General features: G+C 67.8%; 17 protein-coding genes. 9 read left to right on the top strand and 8 right to left on the bottom strand.

The genetic code is table 11. The features are described from left to right. The first annotated feature begins 109 nt into the window (after positions 1-109). Complete coding sequence (locus tag ACIGXX_RS13815; protein ID WP_361472706.1) at positions 110-1552, top strand: CCA tRNA nucleotidyltransferase; 1443 nt, start codon at positions 110-112, stop codon at positions 1550-1552. A 100-nt stretch (positions 1553-1652) separates the two neighbouring features. On the opposite strand, the gene ACIGXX_RS13810 is transcribed toward ACIGXX_RS13815, so the two are convergent. From ACIGXX_RS13810 to ACIGXX_RS13795, 4 genes are all read right to left on the bottom strand, one after another. Beyond that, positions 1653-2138 (bottom strand): hypothetical protein, encoded by a 486-nt coding sequence (locus tag ACIGXX_RS13810; protein WP_351169201.1) that lies wholly within the window; start codon positions 2136-2138, stop codon positions 1653-1655. A 113-nt stretch (positions 2139-2251) separates the two neighbouring features. Next, positions 2252-3508 carry an MFS transporter gene (locus ACIGXX_RS13805; protein WP_361472701.1) on the bottom strand — a complete coding sequence of 419 codons (1257 nt, stop codon included), beginning with the start codon at positions 3506-3508 and terminating at the stop codon, positions 2252-2254. 78 nt (positions 3509-3586) lie between these two features. After that, the gene (locus ACIGXX_RS13800) at positions 3587-4669 is read right to left on the bottom strand and encodes an inositol-3-phosphate synthase (RefSeq protein ID WP_351169207.1); all 1083 of its coding nucleotides are present in this window, start codon (positions 4667-4669) and stop codon (positions 3587-3589) included. Between the two features lie 59 nt (positions 4670-4728). Continuing rightward, positions 4729-5415 carry a helix-turn-helix transcriptional regulator gene (locus tag ACIGXX_RS13795; protein ID WP_351169210.1) on the bottom strand — a complete coding sequence of 229 codons (687 nt, stop codon included), beginning with the start codon at positions 5413-5415 and terminating at the stop codon, positions 4729-4731. 374 nt (positions 5416-5789) lie between these two features. Between ACIGXX_RS13795 and ACIGXX_RS13790 the strand changes: the two genes are divergently transcribed. Further along, on the top strand, positions 5790-8540 hold the full coding sequence (locus tag ACIGXX_RS13790) for a transglycosylase domain-containing protein (RefSeq protein ID WP_399975485.1): 2751 nt from the start codon (positions 5790-5792) through the stop codon (positions 8538-8540). A gap of 135 nt (positions 8541-8675) precedes the next feature. Then, positions 8676-10223, top strand: a complete 1548-nt coding sequence (locus tag ACIGXX_RS13785) for a glycosyltransferase 87 family protein (protein WP_361472692.1) — start codon at positions 8676-8678, stop codon at positions 10221-10223. Between the two features lie 95 nt (positions 10224-10318). Here ACIGXX_RS13785 and ACIGXX_RS13780 read toward each other — a convergent pair whose 3' ends face one another. The 3 genes from ACIGXX_RS13780 to ACIGXX_RS13770 form a co-directional block, all read right to left on the bottom strand. Further along, complete coding sequence (locus tag ACIGXX_RS13780) at positions 10319-11350, bottom strand: alanine racemase (RefSeq protein ID WP_351169220.1); 1032 nt, start codon at positions 11348-11350, stop codon at positions 10319-10321. 90 nt (positions 11351-11440) lie between these two features. Beyond that, a complete protein-coding gene (locus ACIGXX_RS13775) occupies positions 11441-12562 on the bottom strand; it encodes a peptidoglycan bridge formation glycyltransferase FemA/FemB family protein (RefSeq protein ID WP_351169223.1) in 1122 nt (373 codons plus the stop codon). A gap of 146 nt (positions 12563-12708) precedes the next feature. After that, complete coding sequence (locus ACIGXX_RS13770; protein ID WP_249588912.1) at positions 12709-13020, bottom strand: hypothetical protein; 312 nt, start codon at positions 13018-13020, stop codon at positions 12709-12711. A gap of 276 nt (positions 13021-13296) precedes the next feature. On the opposite strand from ACIGXX_RS13770, the gene rpsF reads away from it, so the two are divergent. The 4 genes from rpsF to rplI all read left to right on the top strand — a co-directional run bounded on the left by rpsF (position 13297) and on the right by rplI (position 15038). Beyond that, positions 13297-13587, top strand: coding sequence for a 30S ribosomal protein S6 (gene rpsF, locus ACIGXX_RS13765; protein WP_006604399.1), 291 nt, complete (start codon positions 13297-13299; stop codon positions 13585-13587). An 80-nt stretch (positions 13588-13667) separates the two neighbouring features. Further along, positions 13668-14279 carry a single-stranded DNA-binding protein gene (locus ACIGXX_RS13760; protein WP_351169228.1) on the top strand — a complete coding sequence of 204 codons (612 nt, stop codon included), beginning with the start codon at positions 13668-13670 and terminating at the stop codon, positions 14277-14279. 57 nt (positions 14280-14336) lie between these two features. Beyond that, a complete protein-coding gene (gene rpsR, locus ACIGXX_RS13755) occupies positions 14337-14573 on the top strand; it encodes a 30S ribosomal protein S18 (RefSeq protein ID WP_003949403.1) in 237 nt (78 codons plus the stop codon). An 18-nt stretch (positions 14574-14591) separates the two neighbouring features. After that, positions 14592-15038, top strand: coding sequence for a 50S ribosomal protein L9 (rplI, locus tag ACIGXX_RS13750; RefSeq protein WP_249588914.1), 447 nt, complete (start codon positions 14592-14594; stop codon positions 15036-15038). Between the two features lie 94 nt (positions 15039-15132). Here rplI and ACIGXX_RS13745 read toward each other — a convergent pair whose 3' ends face one another. After that, on the bottom strand, positions 15133-16470 hold the full coding sequence (locus ACIGXX_RS13745; RefSeq protein ID WP_361472684.1) for an MATE family efflux transporter: 1338 nt from the start codon (positions 16468-16470) through the stop codon (positions 15133-15135). 460 nt (positions 16471-16930) lie between these two features. Here ACIGXX_RS13745 and dnaB point away from each other — a divergent pair, with 460 nt between their 5' ends. Together dnaB and ACIGXX_RS13735 are read left to right on the top strand one after the other, a co-directional pair. Then, positions 16931-18409 (top strand): replicative DNA helicase, encoded by a 1479-nt coding sequence (gene dnaB / locus ACIGXX_RS13740; protein ID WP_344525039.1) that lies wholly within the window; start codon positions 16931-16933, stop codon positions 18407-18409. Between the two features lie 141 nt (positions 18410-18550). Next, entirely contained in the window at positions 18551-19933 is a 1383-nt protein-coding gene (locus tag ACIGXX_RS13735) for a serine hydrolase domain-containing protein (protein WP_399975479.1), read from the top strand. Positions 19934-20052: the final 119 nt, after the last annotated feature.

Raw genomic sequence — 20052 nt, 5'->3', positions numbered from 1 at the left:
GACTGCTCCACATGATCGGAAGACCTGGCCGGGGAGGGGCGCGCGGCCCCGGCGGCCCCGCTGAAAACCGGGCGGCTGCGGGCGTCCGGGGCACGTACCCTTTTCTGTTGTGCCGAACGCCAATGAAGAAATTCCCAGCGCACTGAGTCAGGTGCAGCGCCGCGCGGTCAGCGAACTGCTGCGTGTGTCCCCTGTCGCGGACGACCTTGCCCGCCGTTTCCAGGAGGCCGGGTTCTCCCTCGCCCTGGTCGGTGGGTCGGTCAGAGACGCGCTCCTTGGCCGGCTCGGCAATGACCTGGACTTCACGACCGACGCCCGCCCCGAGGACGTCCTGAAGATCGTCAGGCCCTGGGCGGACTCGGTGTGGGAGGTCGGGATCGCCTTCGGCACGGTCGGGAGCCAGAAGGACGGCTACCAGATCGAGGTCACGACCTATCGGTCCGAGGCGTACGACAGGACCTCGCGCAAGCCCGAGGTGTCGTACGGCGACTCCATCGAGGAAGACCTCGTACGCCGTGACTTCACCGTCAACGCGATGGCCGTCGCTCTCCCCGAGAAGGAGTTCGTCGACCCGCACGGGGGCCTGGAGGACCTGGCGGAGCGTGTCCTGCGTACTCCTGGCGCCCCGGAGGACTCCTTCTCCGACGACCCGCTGCGCATGATGCGGGCCGCGCGGTTCGCCGCGCAGCTGGACTTCGAGGTGGCCGCGGATGTCGTCGCCGCGATGAAGGCGATGGCCGAGCGCATCGACATCGTCTCCGCTGAGCGCGTCCGTGACGAATTGAACAAGCTGATCCTCTCGCCGAACCCGGCGAAGGGACTTGCTCTACTTGTCGACACGGGCATCGCCGACCGCGTACTGCCCGAGCTTCCGGCGCTGCGTCTGGAGAGTGACGAGCACCACCGCCACAAGGACGTCTACGACCACTCGCTGATCGTCCTTGAGCAGGCGATGGCGCTGGAGGAGGACGGTCCGGACCTGACGCTGCGGCTCGCGGCGCTGCTGCACGACATCGGGAAGCCGCGGACGCGGCGCTTCGAGGACGACGGCCGGGTCTCCTTCCACCACCACGAGGTGGTGGGCGCCAAGATGACCAAGAAGCGGATGACGGAGCTCAAGTACTCGAACGAGCTCGTGAAGGACGTCTCGCGCCTGGTGGAGCTGCACCTGCGCTTCCACGGCTACGGGACGGGCGAGTGGACGGACTCGGCCGTACGCCGCTACGTACGCGACGCGGGGCCCCTCCTCAGTCGGCTGCACAAGCTGACCAGGTCCGACTGCACGACGCGCAACAAGCGCAAGGCCAACGCGCTCTCGCGTGCGTACGACGGCTTGGAGGAGCGCATCGCGCGGCTTCAGGAGCAGGAGGAGCTGGACTCGATCCGCCCCGACCTGGACGGCAACGAGATCATGCAGGTCCTGAATGTACGGCCGGGACCGGTGATCGGTCAGGCCTACAAGTTCCTGCTGGAGCTGCGGCTGGAGAACGGGCCGATGGAGCGCGACGCGGCGATCGCGGCGCTCAAGGAGTGGTGGGCCGCACAGGAGTGAGATGCGGCTCGATGCGATGTTTCACGTGAAACATCGCACCGCATCCGGACATGCGAAGGGGCACTGTTTCACGTGAAACAGTGCCCCTTCGCGTATGCCGTTACTTGGTGGTCTTCAGGCAGAGCACCACATCGTGGCCGCCACCGGTCTGGTAGTAGGAGACCTCGGTCCCCTTCACCGTGTCGCACTTGCTGACGCTGCTCGTGTCGTCGAACTTCTCGATGACCTCGAACTCGGAGTCACTGGAGGAGCAGTCGGTGTTCTTCAGATCCGGCTGCGACTGCGTGCCCTTGTTGTGCAGGCAGTCACCGACGGCGGTGGTCTCGGCGTCGCTCTTGCCCAAGTAGAACTTGCCGACAGCGATGAGGATGCCGACGACGATGACGCCACCGATCCGCAGGGCCAGCTTCTTGCCTCGCCCACCGCCGCTCGGAGCAGCCGGGGGAGGAACCGGCGCCCCCTGGTTGTACGGCGGGTAGGGCTGCTGCGGCGGAACACCGGGCTGGCCGGGCTGTGCCGGCTGGCCGGGGTGCGGCGGCTGCACGCCCTGGCCGTACGGATTCTGGCCCTGGGGCGGAGTAGTCACTTGGGGGTCCCCCTCGAACGGAAGCGCGATGGCGCGGATACGACGTCCGTAAGTTATAGGGATGTGGTGACATCTCTGAAGTCCGAAGAGGCTCTGTGGCATTGATGTGACACTTACTGCGCGTCAAACCTGGTCATAGCGGCAGCAATTGCTGCGTAGATAACGGCCACCGTGACCACCAGCGGCACCGAACGGCCGTCAGGCGGCAGCATCAGGGCGGCAACTCCGGCCGCGCCGACGAAGGCGACGTTGAACAGGACGTCGTAGACCGAGAAGATCCGGCCACGGAAACTGTCGTCAACCGCCGACTGCACCACCGTGTCCGTGGCGATCTTCGCGCCCTGGGTCGTCAGGCCCAGCAGGAACGCCGCGATCAGCAGCGGGACAGGTGCGAAGGGGAGGGCGAGCGCCGGTTCAAGGACCGCCGCCGCCCCCGCGCAGGCGATGATCCAGCCGCCGGCCGTCAGCCGGTTAACCGCCCACGGCGTCACCACGGCCGCCACGAAGAAGCCCGCCCCCGAGACCCCCACGGCGAGCCCGAGCAGGGCGAGCCCGTCGGACTCCGAGGACGACCAGGCGTACCGGCAGAGCATCAGGACCATGACCGACAGGGCGCCGTAGCAGAACCGCATGAGCGTCATCGCGAGGAGCGCGCGGGCCGCGGGGCGCCGCTGCGACAGATGCCGCACCCCGGCCACCAGATCCCGCGCCGTACCGGCCAGTGCGGCGCCGAGCCGGGGACGCATCAGCTCCGGGTCCGGACCGAGGAGTTCACGGGCCATCCGCAGCGAGGCGAGTGCCGCGCAGAGGTACAGGGCGGCCCCGAGCATCACCACCGCCGCGTCCGAGTCGGACCCCAGCAGGCGCACGGCGAACGCGAGACCGCCGCCCGCGGTGGCGGCCAGCGTCCCCGCGGTCGGCGAGAGGGAGTTGGCCATCACCAGGCGCTCGGCGTCGACCACGCGTGGCAGCGCCGCCGAGAGCCCGGCGAGGACGAAGCGGTTGACGGCCGTGACGCAGAGCGCGGAGGCGTAGAAGAGCCAGTCGGGCACGCCGCCCAGCATCAGCAGCGCGGTCACCGAGGCGAGAGCGGTCCGCAGGAGATTGCCGTAGAGAAAAACCTGACGGCGCGGCCAGCGGTCCAGGAGCACGCCGGCGAAGGGGCCGATCAGCGAGTACGGCAGGAGCAGCACCGCCATCGCGGAGGCGATCGCGGCCGGTGAGGTCTGCTTCTCCGGGGAGAAGACGACGTACGTGGCGAGGGCCACCTGATAGACGCCGTCCGCGCCCTGGGAGATCAGCCGCACGGCGAGCAGCCGCCGGAAGTCCCGCAGACGCAGCAGTACGCGCAGGTCACCGACGACAGCCATGGAGCACAGCCTCACATACGAGGAGGGTCCCCGGGCGGATTGCCCGGGGACCCTCAACAGCCGTTCAAGCGACGAGCTTTAGCGCTCGACCTCGCCCTTGATGAACTTCTCGACGTTCTCGTAAGCCTCGTCGTCGAAGTACTGCACGGGCGGGGACTTCATGAAGTACGAGGACGCGGAGAGGATCGGGCCGCCGATGCCGCGGTCCTTGGCGATCTTCGCGGCGCGCAGGGCGTCGATGATGACACCCGCCGAGTTCGGGGAGTCCCAGACCTCGAGCTTGTACTCGAGGTTCAGCGGGACGTCACCGAAGGCGCGGCCCTCGAGGCGGACGTACGCCCACTTGCGGTCGTCGAGCCACGCGACGTAGTCCGACGGGCCGATGTGGACGTTGTTCTCGCCCATCTCGCGGTCGCGGATCTGCGAGGTGACGGCCTGCGTCTTCGAGATCTTCTTGGACTCGAGGCGGTCGCGCTCCAACATGTTCTTGAAGTCCATGTTGCCGCCGACGTTGAGCTGCATCGTGCGCTCGAGACGGACACCGCGGTCCTCGAACAGCTTCGCCATCACGCGGTGCGTGATGGTGGCGCCGACCTGCGACTTGATGTCGTCGCCGACGATCGGGACGCCCGCCTCGGTGAACTTGTCGGCCCACTCCTTGGTGCCGGCGATGAAGACCGGAAGAGCGTTGACGAAGGCGACCTTGGCGTCGATGGCGCACTGCGCGTAGAACTTCGCGGCGTCCTCGGAACCGACCGGCAGGTAGCAGACGAGAACGTCGACCTGCTTGTCCTTGAGGGTCTGGACGACGTCGACCGGGGTCTCGTCGGACTCCTCGATGGTCTGGCGGTAGTACTTGCCCAGGCCGTCGAGGGTGTGGCCGCGCTGGACGGTGACGCCCTTGCTCGGCACGTCGCAGATCTTGATGGTGTTGTTCTCGCTGGCGCCGATGGCGTCCGAGAGGTCGAGGCCGACCTTCTTGGCGTCGACGTCGAAGGCGGCGACGAACTCGACATCACCGACGTGGTACTCGCCGAACTGGACGTGCATCAGGCCCGGGACCTTGGCGTCCGGGTCTGCGTCCTTGTAGTACTCGACGCCCTGGACCAGCGAGGCGGCGCAGTTGCCCACGCCGACGATGGCTACGCGAACCGAACCCATTCCGGTTGCTCCCTGTGTGATTCGTGTATTCCGGATGAGACCCTGCGGACCGCTGGGCCTCACTTGGCGGTGTCATCGGACGGATCCGGCGGCGGGTTCGTGTCCCGCCGCCGGGGCAGGCCGCCCGACTCCCCAGATGTGCTGTCGTGCTGAGCGGAGCTGTCCGGGGCGGACCGTTGCTGGTCCCGCCCCGCTCGCTCGCTCTCGATGAGCTCGTTCAGCCAGCGCACTTCGCGCTCCACGGACTCCATTCCGTGCCGCTGCAGCTCAAGCGTGTAGTCGTCCAGGCGCTCCCGGGTACGGGCCAGGGAGGCGCGCATCTTCTCCAGACGCTCCTCGAGGCGGCTGCGACGCCCCTCGAGCACCCGCATGCGTACGTCCCGCGATGTCTGCCCGAAGAAGGCGAAGCGGGCGGCGAAGTGTTCGTCCTCGTACGCGTCGGGGCCGGTCTGTGAGAGCAGCTCCTCGAAGTGCTCCTTACCTTCTGCCGTCAACCGATAGACGATCTTGGCGCGGCGCCCGGTGAGGGGGGCCGCAAGGGCCTCCTCGGGGGTGCCACCCGATTCCTCGATCAACCAGCCGTTGGCGACCAGCGTCTTGAGGCAGGGGTAGAGCGTCCCGTAGCTGAAGGCGCGGAACACTCCCAGCGATGTATTGAGGCGTTTACGCAGCTCATAGCCGTGCATCGGGGACTCGCGCAGCAGACCGAGCACGGCGAACTCGAGGATGCCGGAGCGTCTGCTCATCTTCGCCCTCCCGTCTGCCAGCGTCTGTCTGCACGGTCTTTATGCCGAGCTGATGTATCGACTCGATACATCGAGACGATAGAACGGCCCACCTGCTGAGGCAAGGGGGGAAACGGTGAACGGCATCACATCACCGATTCGTAGGAAGTAACTTGCCTGATTTGGGGTGAACTTCTGCCCTAAGAGGGTTTTGACGGTGCGTAGTCTGTGCGCCATGCAGACCGCCGGGAACCAAGTGACGCGTGAGGGCGTCGTTGACCCTGGTGTAGTGCGGGTGAGCGCTGGGATGGGCGCATCCGTACTTCGGGGGGACCGGAAACCAGCCGCCGTTTCCAGGCGCGGATACCTGCGCCTGCCCGAGGAGTAATCGTTCGATGAGCGAGCACCGTCGCAAACCGCCGCAGCCGCAGGGCGGCGGACGCGCCGCGGCCAGACGCGGCGTCCCAGGCGCGTCGTCGGGTCGCCGCGCGGCACCGCGTGGCGCCACTGGATCACCCACTTCCTCAACCGGCTCGCACGGAACAGGGGCCCCCGACGACGGGGACCGTTCCTACGGCGGCCGCGCCGAAGCCCGTCGTGCCGCGCAGCGCAGTGGCGCTGTCGGCGCGGGCGGAAGCCGCCGCAGAGCTCCCGACGGGTCCGGTGCCGGGCGCGGAGGCGCCGGTGGCGGCGGTCGGCGTGGTGGTGGCGGCCCGAACGGGCCCGGCCGCGGTCGAGGCCGTGGCGGTCATGAGCCCCGCAAGAAGCGGTTCATCGACTACCCGCGCGCGGACAAGGACGGTCTGCGGCGCTGGGTGCCGTCCTGGCGCCTTGTCACCGGCCTGTTCGTCGGGTTCGTCGGCAGCCTGATGGCGGTCACGGGGATCGCGTACGCCCTGGTGGAGGTGCCGAAGGTCGACGAAGCGGCCAAGGCGCAGAACAACGTCTACTACTGGGCCAACGGCAAGCAGATGGTCGCCACCGGCGGCGAGACGAACCGCCAGATCATCGACTACGACAAGATCCCCAAGGAGATGCGGACCGCCGTCATCTCCGCCGAGAACAAGACGTTCGAGGACGACAAGGGCGTCGACCCGATGGGCATCACGCGCGCCCTGGTCAACATGGCCAAGGGCGGCGAGACCCAGGGTGGCTCGACCATCACTCAGCAGTACGTGAAGAACGCGCGCCTGGGCGACCAGTCGCAGACGTTCACGCGTAAGTTCAAAGAGCTCTTCATCTCCATAAAGGTGGGCCGGCAGGAGTCCAAGGAGAAGATCATGGCGGGGTATCTCAACACCGCCTACTACGGCCGCGGCGCCTACGGAATCCAGGCCGCCGCCCGTGCCTACTTCGGCAAGGACGCCCAGGAGCTGAACCCCAGCGAGTGCGCGCTCCTGGCGACGGTCCTCAAGGGCGCCACGTACTACGACCCGGCGGGCTCCCCCGAGGTCGACCCTGCCGCCTCGCGGGAAGCCAACACCGCGCGCGCCACGAAGCGCTGGAAGTGGATCCTCGACGAGGAGGTCAAGGACGGTCACCTGACCGCCGAGACCCGGAACAAGTACACGAAGTTCCCGAGGCTGGAGAACCCCCGCTCCAACGCTCAGCTGGGCGGTCAGGTCGGTTACCTGGTCGACCTGGCCAAGGCGTATGTGATCAACAACAGTGACGGGCAGATCACGGCCAACGATCTCCAACAGGGCGGCTACGAGATCCACACGACCTTCGACAAGAGCAAGGTCGACAAGCTCGAAAAGTCCGTGGAGAAGGTCCGCAAGGCGAAGATCAAGCCCAAGCTGCGCAAGGACAAGGACACCCACGTCCAGTTCGGCGGCGCGTCCGTGAATCCCAAGAACGGCGCGATCGAGGCCATCTACGGCGGTGAGGACGCGACCAAGCACTTCACCAACAACGCGGACCAGACCGGTGCGCAGGTCGGCTCGACGTTCAAGCCCTTCGTGCTGGCCGCGGCCTTCAAGGACGGGACGCGCGACAAGGAGGGGTTGCCGGATCAGGGCGAGGGCCAGCGCACGATCGTCAACCCCAAGAGCCTCTACAGCGGCAAGAACAAGCTCAAGATCGAGAACTACGACGGCAGCATCTGGACGGACAAGGAAGGCAAGGAGTGGCTCCAGACCAACGACGGTGACCAGAGCTACAACGCGCCGACCTATCAGATCGACCTCCGCGAGGCGATGAGGGAGTCGGTCAACTCGGCCTATGTGCAGCTCGGCATGGACGTCGGCCTGGACAAGGTGAAGGAGGCGGCCATCGCCTCCGGCATCAAGGAGAACAGCCTGGCCAGCGCCAACTATCCGTCCTTCTCTCTCGGAACGTCCTCTCCGAGTGCGATCCGCATGGCCGGCGCCTACTCCACCTTCGCGTCCAGCGGCGAGCAGAACGATCCGTACTCGGTCACGAAGGTCGAGCACAAGGGCAACACCGTCTACCAGCACAAGTCGCAGCCCAAGCGGGCCTTCGACAACTCGGTCGCCGACAACGTCACCGACGTGCTCAGGACCGTCGTCGAGAAGGGCACGGGCACCTCGGCCCAGCTGAGCGGCCGCCAGGTCGCGGGCAAGACCGGTACGACCGACGGAAACAAGTCCGCCTGGTTCGTCGGGTACACCCCGCAGCTGTCCACCGCGATCAGCATGTACCGCCTCGACGACAACGAAGGGAACAAGAAGCGCGAGTTCCTGGAGATGTTCGGCACGGGTGGCGAGGAGAAGATCCACGGAGCTTCGTTCCCCGCGCAGATCTGGAAGGACTACATGGAGCGGGCCCTGAAGGGCGAGCCTGTGCGGAACTTCCCGGTCCCGGATCCGATCGGTACGGTCGTCGGGGAGACTCCGCCGCCGGCCCCGAGCCCGACCCCGTCGAAGACCGAGGAGCCGGAGAAGTCCCCCTCGCCGACTCCTTCGGACACCGGTCCGTCCCCGACCCCCTCGGGGAGTCCCGACCCCACTGAGTCTTGTGCCGACTGGGACTTGCAGTGCAACAACAACGGCGGTGCGGCAGAAGGCGGCGACAGCGACGGCAGTACCGGCGGGGAGTCGCCACCGGCCACCGATGAGCCATCGGGTGGCGGTGGCAACAACGGAAGCGGCAACGGAGGCTGGCTCGGAGGTCCGACAGGCTGACCGGGGTTCCCCGTGCGTGTGTTTCACGTGAAACGCACGGTTTCACGTGAAACATGCGCCGCCAGGCGCTGACGAGGGCCGCCACACCGCACCGGTATGGCGGCCCTCGTCGTGTTCTCAGGTGCGTACGGCAGGATGTGCGGCATGCCCAGTGCAGAGACGACGCGCACGAGCGTGCACAAGACCCCAGGTGCACACCAGCCGGAGCCCGTACGGCCGACCAAGGAGGACGAGGTCGCCGCGGCCGGCAGCGAGCTGATCGGTGGACCCATCGGCCGCAGAGTGCTGTACGCGGCGACGTGGTGGACTCCCGTACGCGTCATCGCGCTCGTGGCGATCGGGATGTTCGCGCTCGGCATGGTGCAGAAGATGCCGTGCTACGACGGCGCCTGGTTCCAGGGCGCGAGCTCGCAGTACACGCATGCCTGCTACTCCGACATCCCGCACCTCTACCAGGGGCGCGGCTTCGCCGACGGGCTCGTGCCCTACTTCGACAAGCTGCCCGGCGACATGGAGTACCTCGAATACCCGGTGCTGACCGGTGTGTTCATGGAGGTGGCCTCCTGGCTGACCCCGGGCAGCGGCAGCATCCAGCACCAGGAGAAGTTCTACTGGATGGTCAACGCGGGGATGCTGATGGCCTGTACGGCAGTCATCGCCGTCTGTGTCGCCCGCACCCACCGGCGCCGCCCCTGGGACGGCCTGATGGTCGCCCTGGCGCCCGCCTTCGCGTTGACGGCCACCATCAACTGGGATCTCTTCGCCGTCGCTCTGACGGCCGCCGCGATGCTGATGTGGGCCCGTGGGGGGACGCTGGCCGCCGGTGTCCTGCTCGGCCTGGCGACCGCCGCGAAGCTCTATCCGGCGCTGCTCCTGGGCCCGCTGCTCATCCTGTGCTGGCGGGCGGGGCGCTGGCGGCCCTTCTTCATGACGGCCGGGGCCGCGGTGGGGGCCTGGCTCGTGGTGAACCTGCCCGTGATGATCACGCACGACGCTACGGGCTTCCACATCCGTGAGGGCTGGGCGAAGTTCTACACCTTCAGCCAGGAACGGGGCGTCGACTTCGGCTCGTTCTGGCTGATCCTCTCGCAGCGCATGGACGATCCGCTGTCGACGGACACGGTCAACACCCTGGCGACGGCGCTGATGCTCCTGGCCTGCCTCGGAGTCGGCGCGCTGGGCCTGACCGCGCCGCGCCGCCCGCGCTTCGCGCAGCTCGCCTTCCTGGTGGTCGCCGCGTTCATCCTCACCAACAAGGTCTACTCGCCGCAGTACGTACTGTGGCTGATTCCCCTCGCCGCGCTGGCCCGGCCGCGCTGGCGTGACTTCCTCATCTGGCAGGCGTGCGAGGTCGCGTACTTCCTGGGGATCTGGCTGTATCTCGCGTACACGACAAGCGGAGACGCCCACAAGGGACTGCCGACCGAGGGCTATCAACTCGCCATCGTGGTGCACCTGCTGGGGACGCTGTACCTGTGTGCCGTGGTCGTGCGCGACATCCTGATGCCGGAGAGGGACCCGGTTCGCCGGTCCGGTGACGACGACCCCTCCGGGGGCGTCCTGGACGGTGCGCAGGACGTCTTCGTCCTCGGGCAGGCGGCCCATCCACCGAGGCACGCGGCGCACTCCACCGAGGGGACCTACGTGCGGTGGGGAACGACGTCGACCGACGTTTCACCCTGAGCGAACAGGCCACCGAAATGGCCGGAAATGACTGAAGGGCCGGGAGCGACAACCGTCGCTCCCGGCCCTTCAGTCTGTCGTCGGCCCGGCTGTGATCAGCGGTCGACGATGCGGTCGAACTGCGTGGTGGTGTGCCGCAGATGGGCCACCAGCTCCTCGCCCACCTTCGGCTCGGGTGCGTCCGATGGCACGAAGAGGATGGAGACCTGCATGTGCGGCGGCTCGGCGAACCAGCGCTGCTTGCCGCCCCAGACGAACGGCGACAGGTTGCGGTTGACGGTCGCGAGACCCGCGCGGGCCACGCCCTTCGCACGCGGCACCATGCCGTGCAGCGCCTTCGGGGCCTCCAGGCCGACGCCGTGCGACGTGCCGCCCGCGACGACGACCAGCCAGCCGTCGGAGGCGACCTTCTGCTGGCGGTAGCCGAAGCGGTCGCCCTTGGTCACCTGCGTGACGTCCAGGACGGCACCGCGGTACTGGGTGGCCTCGTGGTCGCCCAGCCACAGATGCGTACCGATGCGCGCCCGGAAGCGCGTCTGCGGGAACTGCTGCTGCAGGCGGGCGAGTTCGTTGGCCTTGAGGTGGCTGACGAACATCGTGTGCAGCGGAAGACGGGCGGCACGCAGCCGGTCCATCCAGCCGATGACCTCCTCGACGGCGTCCGAGCCGTCGGTGCGGTCGAGCGGCAGGTGGATCGCGAAGCCCTCGAGCCGTACGTCCTCGATGGCCGCGTGCAGCTGTGAGAGCTCCTGCTCGCTCACGCCGTGCCGCTTCATCGAGGACATGACCTCGATGACGACGCGGGCGCCCACGAGGCCGTGTACGCCGTCCAGGGACGACACGGAGCGGATGACGCGGTCGGGCAGCGGCACGGGCTCCTCGCCCCGCCGGAACGGGGTCAGGACCAGCAGATCACCGCTGAACCAGTCCTTGATCCGGGCGGCTTCGTACGTGGTGCCGACGGCGAGGATGTCGGAGCCGAAGCGGGTCGCTTCCTCCGCGAGGCGCTCGTGACCGAAGCCGTAGCCGTTGCCCTTGCAGACCGGGACGATTCCCGGGAACTGCTCCAGCACGTGCTTGTGGTGTGCCCGCCAGCGCGCGGTGTCGACATAGAGCGTGAGCGCCATGGCCGGATCCCGGAACCTTTCTCGTGGCTGCGGTGTATCAGAGGTATGAAGACTATTTGTGATGCTGCGAATTGTGCCCGGGCAGTGCGGTCAGCGGCGCGACATGTAGATGTCGAGCGCCTTGTGGAGCAGCTTGTTGAGCGGGAAGTCCCACTCGCCGATGTACTCGACAGCCTCTCCACCCGTGCCCACCTTGAACTGAATCAGTCCGAACAGGTGGTCGGTCTCGTCCAGGGAGTCGGAGATGCCCCGCAAGTCGTAGACGGTGGCGCCGAGCGCGTAGGCGTCCCGGAGCATCCGCCACTGCATCGCGTTCGAGGGCCTGACCTCGCGGCCGATGTTGTCCGACGCGCCGTAGGAGTACCAGACGTGTCCGCCGACGACGAGCATCGTCGCCGCGGACAGGTTCACGCCGTTGTGCCGCGCGAAGTACAGCCGCATGCGGTTGGGATCCTCGGAGTTGAGGGTCCGCCACATCTGCTGGAAGTAACCCAGCGGCCGCGGCCGGAACTTGTCGCGGATCGCGGTGATCTCGTAGAGGCGCTGCCATTCGGCGAGGTCCTCGTAACCGCCCTGGACGACCTCGACGCCGGCCTTCTCGGCCTTCTTGATGTTGCGTCGCCACAGCTGGTTGAAGCCCTTGAGGACCTCGTCCAAGGAGCGGTTGGCCAGCGGTACTTGGAAGACGTAACGCGGCTGGACGTCGCCGAAGCCGGCGCCGCCGTCCTCGCCCTGCTGCCAGCCCATCTTCCGCAGCCGGTCGGACACTTCGAAGGCACGCGGCTCGATGTGCGTGGCCTCGACGTCCCGCAGTCGCTTCACGTCCGGGTCCTGGATGCCCGACTTGATCGCGGGGGCGTCCCAGCGCCGGATGACGACCGGCGGGCCCATCTTCACGGAGAAGGCGCCCTGCCGCTTCAGATGCGCGAGCATCGGCTGCAGCCAGTCGTCCAGGTTCGGCGCGTACCAGTTGATGACCGGGCCTTCGGGAAGGTAAGCGAGGTAGCGCTTCACCTTGGGCAACTGCCGGTAGAGCACCAGGCCCGCACCGACGAGTTCGCCGGTCCGGTCGTCGAACCAGCCCAGGTTCTCCGAACGCCATTCACTCTTCACATCCGCCCATGCCGGGACCTGGCAATGACTCGCCGACGGCAGGCTCTGGATGTACGCCAGATGCTGCTCGCGACTGATGGTCCTCAGGGTCAGACTCATTCGGGGCGCTCCTCGGCTGGTGTGTCCCCATGGGTACAGGGGCTCCGGCTCTCGCGCCGAAGCCTACTGTGCCCCGAGAGCGCCCCGTCTGGGCGTACGGAACCTTGGCCCCCGGCCTCTGTGCGGCGGGGGCGTCCAGGGGGCGGCTACCAGAGGCCGCCGAAGAGGCCGCCGTGTGCCATGCCCAGGAAGAATCCGACCGCCGATGCGCCCAGGCCGAGGATCAGACCGAAGCGCTCGCGGGTCGTCTCGGAGATGAACTGTCCCCAAGCACCCGTGGCGATCCCCACCAGACCGGCCCAGGAGCTGAGCAGGTGGAGGTTGTGGAACATCGCCGAGACGAAGGCGATCGCACCCAGGATCAGGGTCACGCCGAGCAGCGTGTCCTGCATGGGATGGGCCTTGCCGTCCGTGGCGAAGAGAGAACCAGCGGTGTTGGGTCGCAATGTCTGTGCCATGAGGCACCTCCTGCGTAAGGCGGCGCATCGTAGCGCCATACACACCCGATGTGTACAGATTCTGCCCGCCGCCCGCCGGATTTCAACCGGAAGCCCAGGTGCGGGTAGTCTGTACCGTCTGCACCGGTGTCTGCCCAGGCCATGGCAGGGACTCCCGATCGGTCTACCGATCGGGGAGCCCGATTGTCAGTGGCTGCCGATACCGTTGCGTACGCATCACGACCCTCCTGCCACGGAACGACCGTGGCCGCTGAGTCCAAAGGAGGTGGGTTCCACATGCGTCACTACGAAGTGATGGTCATCCTCGACCCCGATCTCGAGGAGCGCGCTGTCTCCCCGTTGATCGAGAACTTCCTCTCCGTCGTCCGTGAGGGCAACGGAAAGGTTGAGAAGGTCGACACCTGGGGCCGTCGTCGTCTCTCGTACGAGATCAAGAAGAAGCCCGAGGGCATCTACTCGGTCATCGACCTGCAGGCCGAGCCTGCGGTCGTCAAGGAGCTCGACCGCCAGATGAACCTGAACGAGTCGGTCCTCCGGACCAAGGTCCTCCGTCCCGAGACCCACTGAGCTTCCCAGCTCAGCGGTACTCGGGATCCGAGTAGCAGCAGCAAAAGCAGCCAGCAGCAAACCCGCCGAGAGGTTCCCCCATGGCAGGCGAGACCGTCATCACGGTCGTCGGCAATCTTGTCGACGACCCCGAGCTGCGCTTCACCCCGTCCGGTGCGGCGGTCGCGAAGTTCCGTGTCGCGTCCACTCCCCGCACCTTCGACCGTCAGACCAATGAGTGGAAGGACGGCGAAAGCCTCTTCCTCACCTGCTCGGTCTGGCGTCAGGCGGCGGAGAACGTCGCGGAGTCGCTTCAGCGAGGCATGCGCGTCGTCGTGCAGGGCCGGTTGAAGCAGCGGTCCTACGAGGACCGTGAGGGCGTCAAGCGCACGGTCTACGAGCTGGACGTCGAGGAAGTCGGCGCCAGCTTGAAGAACGCCACGGCCAAGGTCACCAAGACCACGGGTCGAGGCGGCCAGGGCGGCGGATTCGGCGGCGGTGGCGGCGGCCAGCAGGGCGGCGGCAACTGGGGCGGCGGCTCCGGTGGCGGTCAGCCTCAGGGCGGCGGCGGTGCTCCCGCCGACGACCCCTGGGCGACCGGTGCGCCGGCCGGCGGCGGCCAGCAGCAGGGCGGTGGCGGTGGCTGGGGCGGAAGCTCCGGCGGCTCCTCCGGCGGCTCTGGCGGCGGCTACTCGGACGAGCCCCCCTTCTAGGCCTCAGGGCCAGGGGCGGGCCGTTCCCACACTTCTTGATCACACAGGAGAGACACAATGGCGAAGCCGCCTGTGCGCAAGCCTAAGAAGAAGGTCTGCGCATTCTGCAAGGACAAGGTCACGTACGTGGACTACAAGGACACGAACATGCTGCGGAAGTTCATTTCCGACCGCGGCAAGATCCGTGCCCGCCGCGTGACCGGCAACTGCACGCAGCACCAGCGTGACGTCGCCACGGCCGTGAAGAACAGCCGTGAGATGGCGCTGCTGCCCTACACGTCCACCGCGCGATAAGGGAAGGGTGACCGAATAATGAAGATCATCCTCACCCACGAGGTCTCCGGCCTCGGTGCCGCCGGCGAGGTCGTAGACGTCAAGGACGGCTACGCCCGCAACTACCTGATCCCGCGGAACTTTGCGATCCGCTGGACCAAGGGTGGCGAAAAGGACGTCGAGCAGATCCGTCGTGCTCGCAAGATCCACGAGATCGCGACCATCGAGCAGGCCAACGAGGTCAAGGCCCAGCTCGAGGGCGTCAAGGTCCGTCTGGCCGTCCGCTCCGGCGACGCCGGTCGTCTCTTCGGTTCCGTCACCCCGGCTGACGTCGCTTCGGCGATCGAGGCCGCCGGTGGTCCGAAGATCGACAAGCGTCGTGTCGAGCTGGGCGCGCCGATCAAGACGCTGGGCGCCCACGCGACGTCCGTGCGTCTGCACCCCGAGGTTGCCGCCAAGGTCAACATCGAGGTCGTCTCCGCCTAAGCACTGCGCTTGGCAGAGCTGAAGCACAACCGTTGGGCCGCACCCTCAGGGTGCGGCCCAACGTGTTTCACGTGAAACGGCGAGCGGTCCGGGATCAGCGGGTAGCGCCGGTGACGATCCAGCGCCCGGAGCGCGTACGCAGCCACAGGGTGACCATGCGCACCGTCATCATCAGTGTCATCGCCGCCCAGACGGCAGTCAGTCCGCCGCCGAAGGTCGGCACGAGGAGTGCCACCGGAGCGAAGACGGCCAGCGTGGCCAGCATCGCCCAGGCCAGGTACGGGCCGTCCCCCGCTCCCATCAGGACGCCGTCGAGCACGTAGACGATCCCGCAGATCGGCTGGGAGATGGCCACCACCACGAGCGCGGGCAGGGCAGCGTCCTGGACGACGGAGTCGCTGGTGAAGAGCGGGATGAACAGCGGCCGGGCGAGGACGACAAGGCCGCCGAGCACGACCCCCGAGGCGATGCCCCACTGCACCATGCGGCGGCAGACGTCACGCGCACCCTGGGCATCGTTCGCGCCCAGATAGCGGCCGATGATCGCCTGGCCGGCGATGGCGATGGCGTCGAGCGCGAAGGCCAGCAGGCTCCACAGGGACAGGATGATCTGGTGGGCGGCCACATCGGCGTCACCGAGGCGGGCCGCCACCGCGGTCGCGATCATCAGGATCGCCCGCAGCGAGAGCGTACGGACGAGGAGCGGTGCGCCTGCTTGGGCGCAAGCCCTGATACCGGCTGCGTCGGGGCGCAGGGAGGCGCCGTGGCGTCTGGCTCCGCGTACGACGACGAAGAGGTACACGGCGGCCATCGCGCACTGGGCGATGACGGTGCCCCAGGCGGATCCGGCGATGCCCCAGCCGGCGCCGTAGACGAGGGCCACGTTCAGGACGCCGTTGGCGATGAAGCCGCCGATCGCCACGTACAGCGGAGTCTTGGTGTCCTGCAGACCGCGCAGGACACCGGTGGAGGCGAGCACGACGAGCATGGCGGGGATGCCGAGCGAGGAGATGCGGAGGTACGTGATCGCGTACGGGGCCGCAGTGTCCGATGCGCCGAAGAGCTCCACGAGCGCGGGTGCGGTGGGCAGGACGACGGCGATGACGGCGGCCCCGAGCAGGAGGGCGAGCCAGATGCCGTCCATGCCCTGGCGGATGGCGGACTGGAGATCTCCGGCGCCGACCCGGCGGGCCACGGCGGCCGTGGTCGCATAGGCGAGGAAGACGAAGACGCTCACGGCGGTGGTGAGGAGCGCCGAGGCGACGCCGAGACCGGCCAGTTGTGCGGTGCCGAGGTGGCCCACGATGGCGCTGTCGGCCATCACGAAGAGAGGCTCGGCGACGAGTGCGCCGAAGGCGGGAACGGCGAGGGCGATGATCTCTCGGTCATGCTGTCGCCGAGCGGCCTTGGGTGCCGCGGGAGCCTGTGTCATGGACACCAATCTAATCTTCCACAGGTAAGAGATGCAATGTAGTAGGGACCCTTACTTGGTCTCGAGTGGGACACTCTTCGGGGCGCTGTTTGGCACGATCTTGGTCCGACTGGGGAAGTTTTTCTTCTGCACAGCCGGTGGATGGGAAAGTCGCAGGTCAGGACGTGTTTGTTCGGAACGCTGAGTGCTTGTTCACAGGCCTGTCCACCGAGCCGTGCACAGGTTTGGCGGGGTTCTCCACAGCAACGCGCCCGTCATCCACACCGCCTGTGGATAACCAGATTGGCTGACGGTGCCCACGGGCCTACCGTGGTGCGGCGCCCCCCTCGTGATCCGACCTCGGAAAGCCTGTAAAACCGACGCGTCAGAACCGGAGTTGGGCCGCCCATTTGTCAGTGTCGTGCCGTAAGAAAGAAAGGCACGGCGAGGTCCGCGTGGCGGACGTGAGGGAGGTGGCCCGGTGAGCATTTCCGAGCCCTTGGACGACCCCTGGGCCGACAGCGGTCCCAGTGACCGTCTGCCCGCCTCCCGGCAGCGCCGCGACGGGGGCAGGGGCCGCGACGAGCAGCACGACCGCGGGCGTGAGGGCGGCGGCTGGGATGGCGGAGGCACCGCCTTCGAGCGCGTACCGCCGCAGGATCTCGACGCCGAGCAGTCCGTGCTCGGCGGCATGCTGCTCTCCAAGGACGCCATCGCCGATGTGGTCGAGGTGCTCAAGGGCCACGATTTCTACCGGCCGGCGCACGAGACGATCTACACGGCGATCCTCGACCTGTACGCCAAGGGCGAGCCTGCCGACCCGATCACCGCGGCGGCCGAGCTCACCAAGCGCGGCGAGATCACCAAGGTCGGCGGGGCCTCGTATCTGCACACGCTGGTGCAGACGGTGCCGACGGCGGCGAACGCCGAGTACTACGCGGAGATCGTCCACGAGCGGGCGGTCCTGCGTCGCCTCGTCGAGGCGGGCACGCGCATCACCCAGATGGGATACGCGGCCGACGGCGACGTGGACGAGATCGTCAACAGCGCCCAGGCCGAGATCTACGCGGTCACCGAGCAGCGCACCAGCGAGGACTATCTGCCGCTCGGCGACATCATGGAGGGCGCGCTCGACGAGATCGAGGCGATCGGTTCGCGCAGCGGCGAGATGACCGGCGTGCCGACGGGCTTCACCGACTTCGACTCGCTGACGAACGGCCTGCACCCCGGCCAGATGATCGTCATCGCCGCCCGTCCCGCCATGGGTAAGTCCACGCTGGCGCTCGACTTCGCGCGCGCTGCCTCCATCAAGCACAACCTGCCCAGCGTCATCTTCTCCCTGGAAATGGGGCGCAACGAGATCGCGATGCGTCTGCTGTCCGCGGAGGCACGGGTGGCGCTGCACCACATGCGCTCCGGCACGATGACGGACGAGGACTGGACGAGGCTCGCGCGCCGCATGCCCGAGGTCTCCGCGGCCCCGCTCTACATCGACGACTCCCCGAACCTGTCGATGATGGAGATCCGTGCGAAGTGCCGTCGTCTCAAGCAGCGCGCGGACATCAAGATGGTGATCATCGACTATCTGCAGCTGATGCAGTCCGGTGGTTCCAAGCGCGCCGAGAGCCGCCAGCAGGAAGTCTCGGACATGTCGCGAAACCTGAAGCTGCTCGCCAAGGAGCTCGAGGTCCCGGTCATCGCGCTCTCGCAGCTGAACCGTGGCCCCGAGCAGCGCACGGACAAGAAGCCCCAGGTCTCCGACCTGCGTGAATCCGGATCGATCGAGCAGGACGCGGACATGGTGATCCTGCTGCACCGCGAGGACGCGTACGAGAAGGAATCGCCGCGCGCGGGCGAGGCGGACATCATCGTGGGCAAGCACCGTAACGGTCCGACGGCGACGATCACGGTCGCTTTCCAGGGCCACTACTCACGCTTCGTGGACATGGCACAGACGTAGCAGTGACCGAGGTACCTCAGGGCGGGTGCCGCGAGGTTTCGCCGAGGGCTGCCATGCCTCGGCGCCACGGGTACGCGTTCCGCGTAGCGCGGTCGGTGGAATTCGTTCGACGTGCGGCTTCTTCGCGGGTGGACTAGGGCCATGACATCACCCCGTGAAGAGTTGCTGCCCACCACCCGCCGAGCTTTGCTGCACCGTGTCGCCACCGCTCAGGCGGAGGGGCGGGCCCCCTCGCTCGTCGCCTCGGTGCTCAGGGACGGCGAGTTGGTGTGGACGGAGGGGCGCACCTGCGTCGAGGGGCACGCGCCGGACGAGAACGTCCAGTACCGCATCGGCTCGATCACCAAGACCTTCACCGCCGTGCTGGTGATGCGGCTGCGCGACGAGGGCGCCCTTGATCTCTCCGACCCGTTGGAGAAGCACCTCCCGGGCACGGCCGCAGGCGACGCTACTATTCTTGAACTCCTCGCGCACACCAGCGGGTTGGCGGCCGAGACGCCCGGGGAGTGGTGGGAGCGTACGCCCGCCTCGCAGCGTCCCGAGCTCGGGGACGTACTCGGCGAGCAGCCTTTCAAGCACCCCACCGGTCGCCGGTTCCACTACTCCAACCCCGGCTATACGTTGCTCGGTTCGTTGATCGAGGCGCTGCGTGGGGACTCCTGGGAAGCTGTGCTGCGGCGGGAGGTCTTGGAGCCGCTGGGCCTCGACCGTACGAGTGCGCAGCCGCAGGCGCCGCACGCGGGCGGCTGGGCCGTCCATCCGTGGGCGGACGTGATGATGCCCGAACCGGCCGAGGATCTGGGCCTCATGGCTCCGGCCGGGCAGCTGTGGTCCACGACGGCGGACCTGGCGCGCTTCGCCGCCTTCCTTCTGAAGGGCGACGACCGGGTCCTGTCCGCCGATTCGGTACGGGAGATGCGTGCGCCGGCGTCGCCCGCGCTGCCGGGGGACTGGGACGTGACGTACGGCCTGGGCACGCAGCTGATCCGTGGGGAGGGGCGCACGCTGGTCGGGCACGGGGGCTCGCTGCCGGGCTTCATGGCCGGGCTGTGGGCGAGCGAGGAGGACGGCCTGGTGGCGGTCACGCTGACCAACTGCACCTCCGGGCCTGCCGTGACCGCGTTGGCTTTCGACCTGCTGAAGATCGTGGCCGAGGCCGAGCCGCGTATCCCCGCGGAGTGGCGTCCCCTGCCCGAGCTGGACGAGGGGCTGCTGGAGCTGGCGGGGCCCTGGTACTGGGGGACGAGCACCTTTGTGCTGAGGCCGAAGGCTGACGGGGCGCTGGAGCTGACGCCTCTTACGGGTTATGGCCGCGGGTCGTTGTTCCGGCCGCACGGCGACGGCGCCTGGACCGGGCTCGACGGCTACTTCGCCGGGGAGCGGCTGCGGGCGGTGCGGCGGCCCGACGGGTCGGTGAGCCATCTCGATCTGGGGTCGTTCTTCTTCACGCGGGAGCCTTACGACGCGGGGACTCCCGTGCCGGGCGGTGTGGACCCGCAGGGTTGGCGCGGGCTGCCCCAGTAGGAGTTTGCGACAGGCCGGTGGGGGGGGGGGGGGGGGGGGGGGAAGACCGCCCCCCCCCCCCCCCCCGGCCCCCCCCCCAGAACCCCCGCCAGCACCGACCAACAACCACCCCCACCACA

The sequence above is a fragment of the Streptomyces sp. NPDC055243 genome (genome assembly GCF_044544025.1).
Classification (GTDB): domain Bacteria; phylum Actinomycetota; class Actinomycetes; order Streptomycetales; family Streptomycetaceae; genus Streptomyces.
The sequence above is the reverse complement of the archived record's forward strand: the minus strand, read 5'-3'. Positions and strand labels throughout refer to the sequence as shown.

Coding starts and splice junctions, on each gene's coding strand:
- ACIGXX_RS13805 (WP_361472701.1), bottom strand. CDS start 3,508: ATGGCTGTCGTCGGTGACCTGCGCGTACTGCTGCGTCTGCGGGACTTC.
- ACIGXX_RS13790 (WP_399975485.1), top strand. CDS start 5,790: ATGAGCGAGCACCGTCGCAAACCGCCGCAGCCGCAGGGCGGCGGACGC.
- ACIGXX_RS13800 (WP_351169207.1), bottom strand. CDS start 4,669: ATGGGTTCGGTTCGCGTAGCCATCGTCGGCGTGGGCAACTGCGCCGCC.
- ACIGXX_RS13795 (WP_351169210.1), bottom strand. CDS start 5,415: ATGAGCAGACGCTCCGGCATCCTCGAGTTCGCCGTGCTCGGTCTGCTG.
- ACIGXX_RS13785 (WP_361472692.1), top strand. CDS start 8,676: ATGTGCGGCATGCCCAGTGCAGAGACGACGCGCACGAGCGTGCACAAG.
- ACIGXX_RS13780 (WP_351169220.1), bottom strand. CDS start 11,350: ATGGCGCTCACGCTCTATGTCGACACCGCGCGCTGGCGGGCACACCAC.
- rpsR (WP_003949403.1), top strand. CDS start 14,337: ATGGCGAAGCCGCCTGTGCGCAAGCCTAAGAAGAAGGTCTGCGCATTC.
- rplI (WP_249588914.1), top strand. CDS start 14,592: ATGAAGATCATCCTCACCCACGAGGTCTCCGGCCTCGGTGCCGCCGGC.
- rpsF (WP_006604399.1), top strand. CDS start 13,297: ATGCGTCACTACGAAGTGATGGTCATCCTCGACCCCGATCTCGAGGAG.
- ACIGXX_RS13735 (WP_399975479.1), top strand. CDS start 18,551: ATGACATCACCCCGTGAAGAGTTGCTGCCCACCACCCGCCGAGCTTTG.
- ACIGXX_RS13745 (WP_361472684.1), bottom strand. CDS start 16,470: ATGACACAGGCTCCCGCGGCACCCAAGGCCGCTCGGCGACAGCATGAC.
- ACIGXX_RS13770 (WP_249588912.1), bottom strand. CDS start 13,020: ATGGCACAGACATTGCGACCCAACACCGCTGGTTCTCTCTTCGCCACG.
- ACIGXX_RS13775 (WP_351169223.1), bottom strand. CDS start 12,562: ATGAGTCTGACCCTGAGGACCATCAGTCGCGAGCAGCATCTGGCGTAC.
- ACIGXX_RS13760 (WP_351169228.1), top strand. CDS start 13,668: ATGGCAGGCGAGACCGTCATCACGGTCGTCGGCAATCTTGTCGACGAC.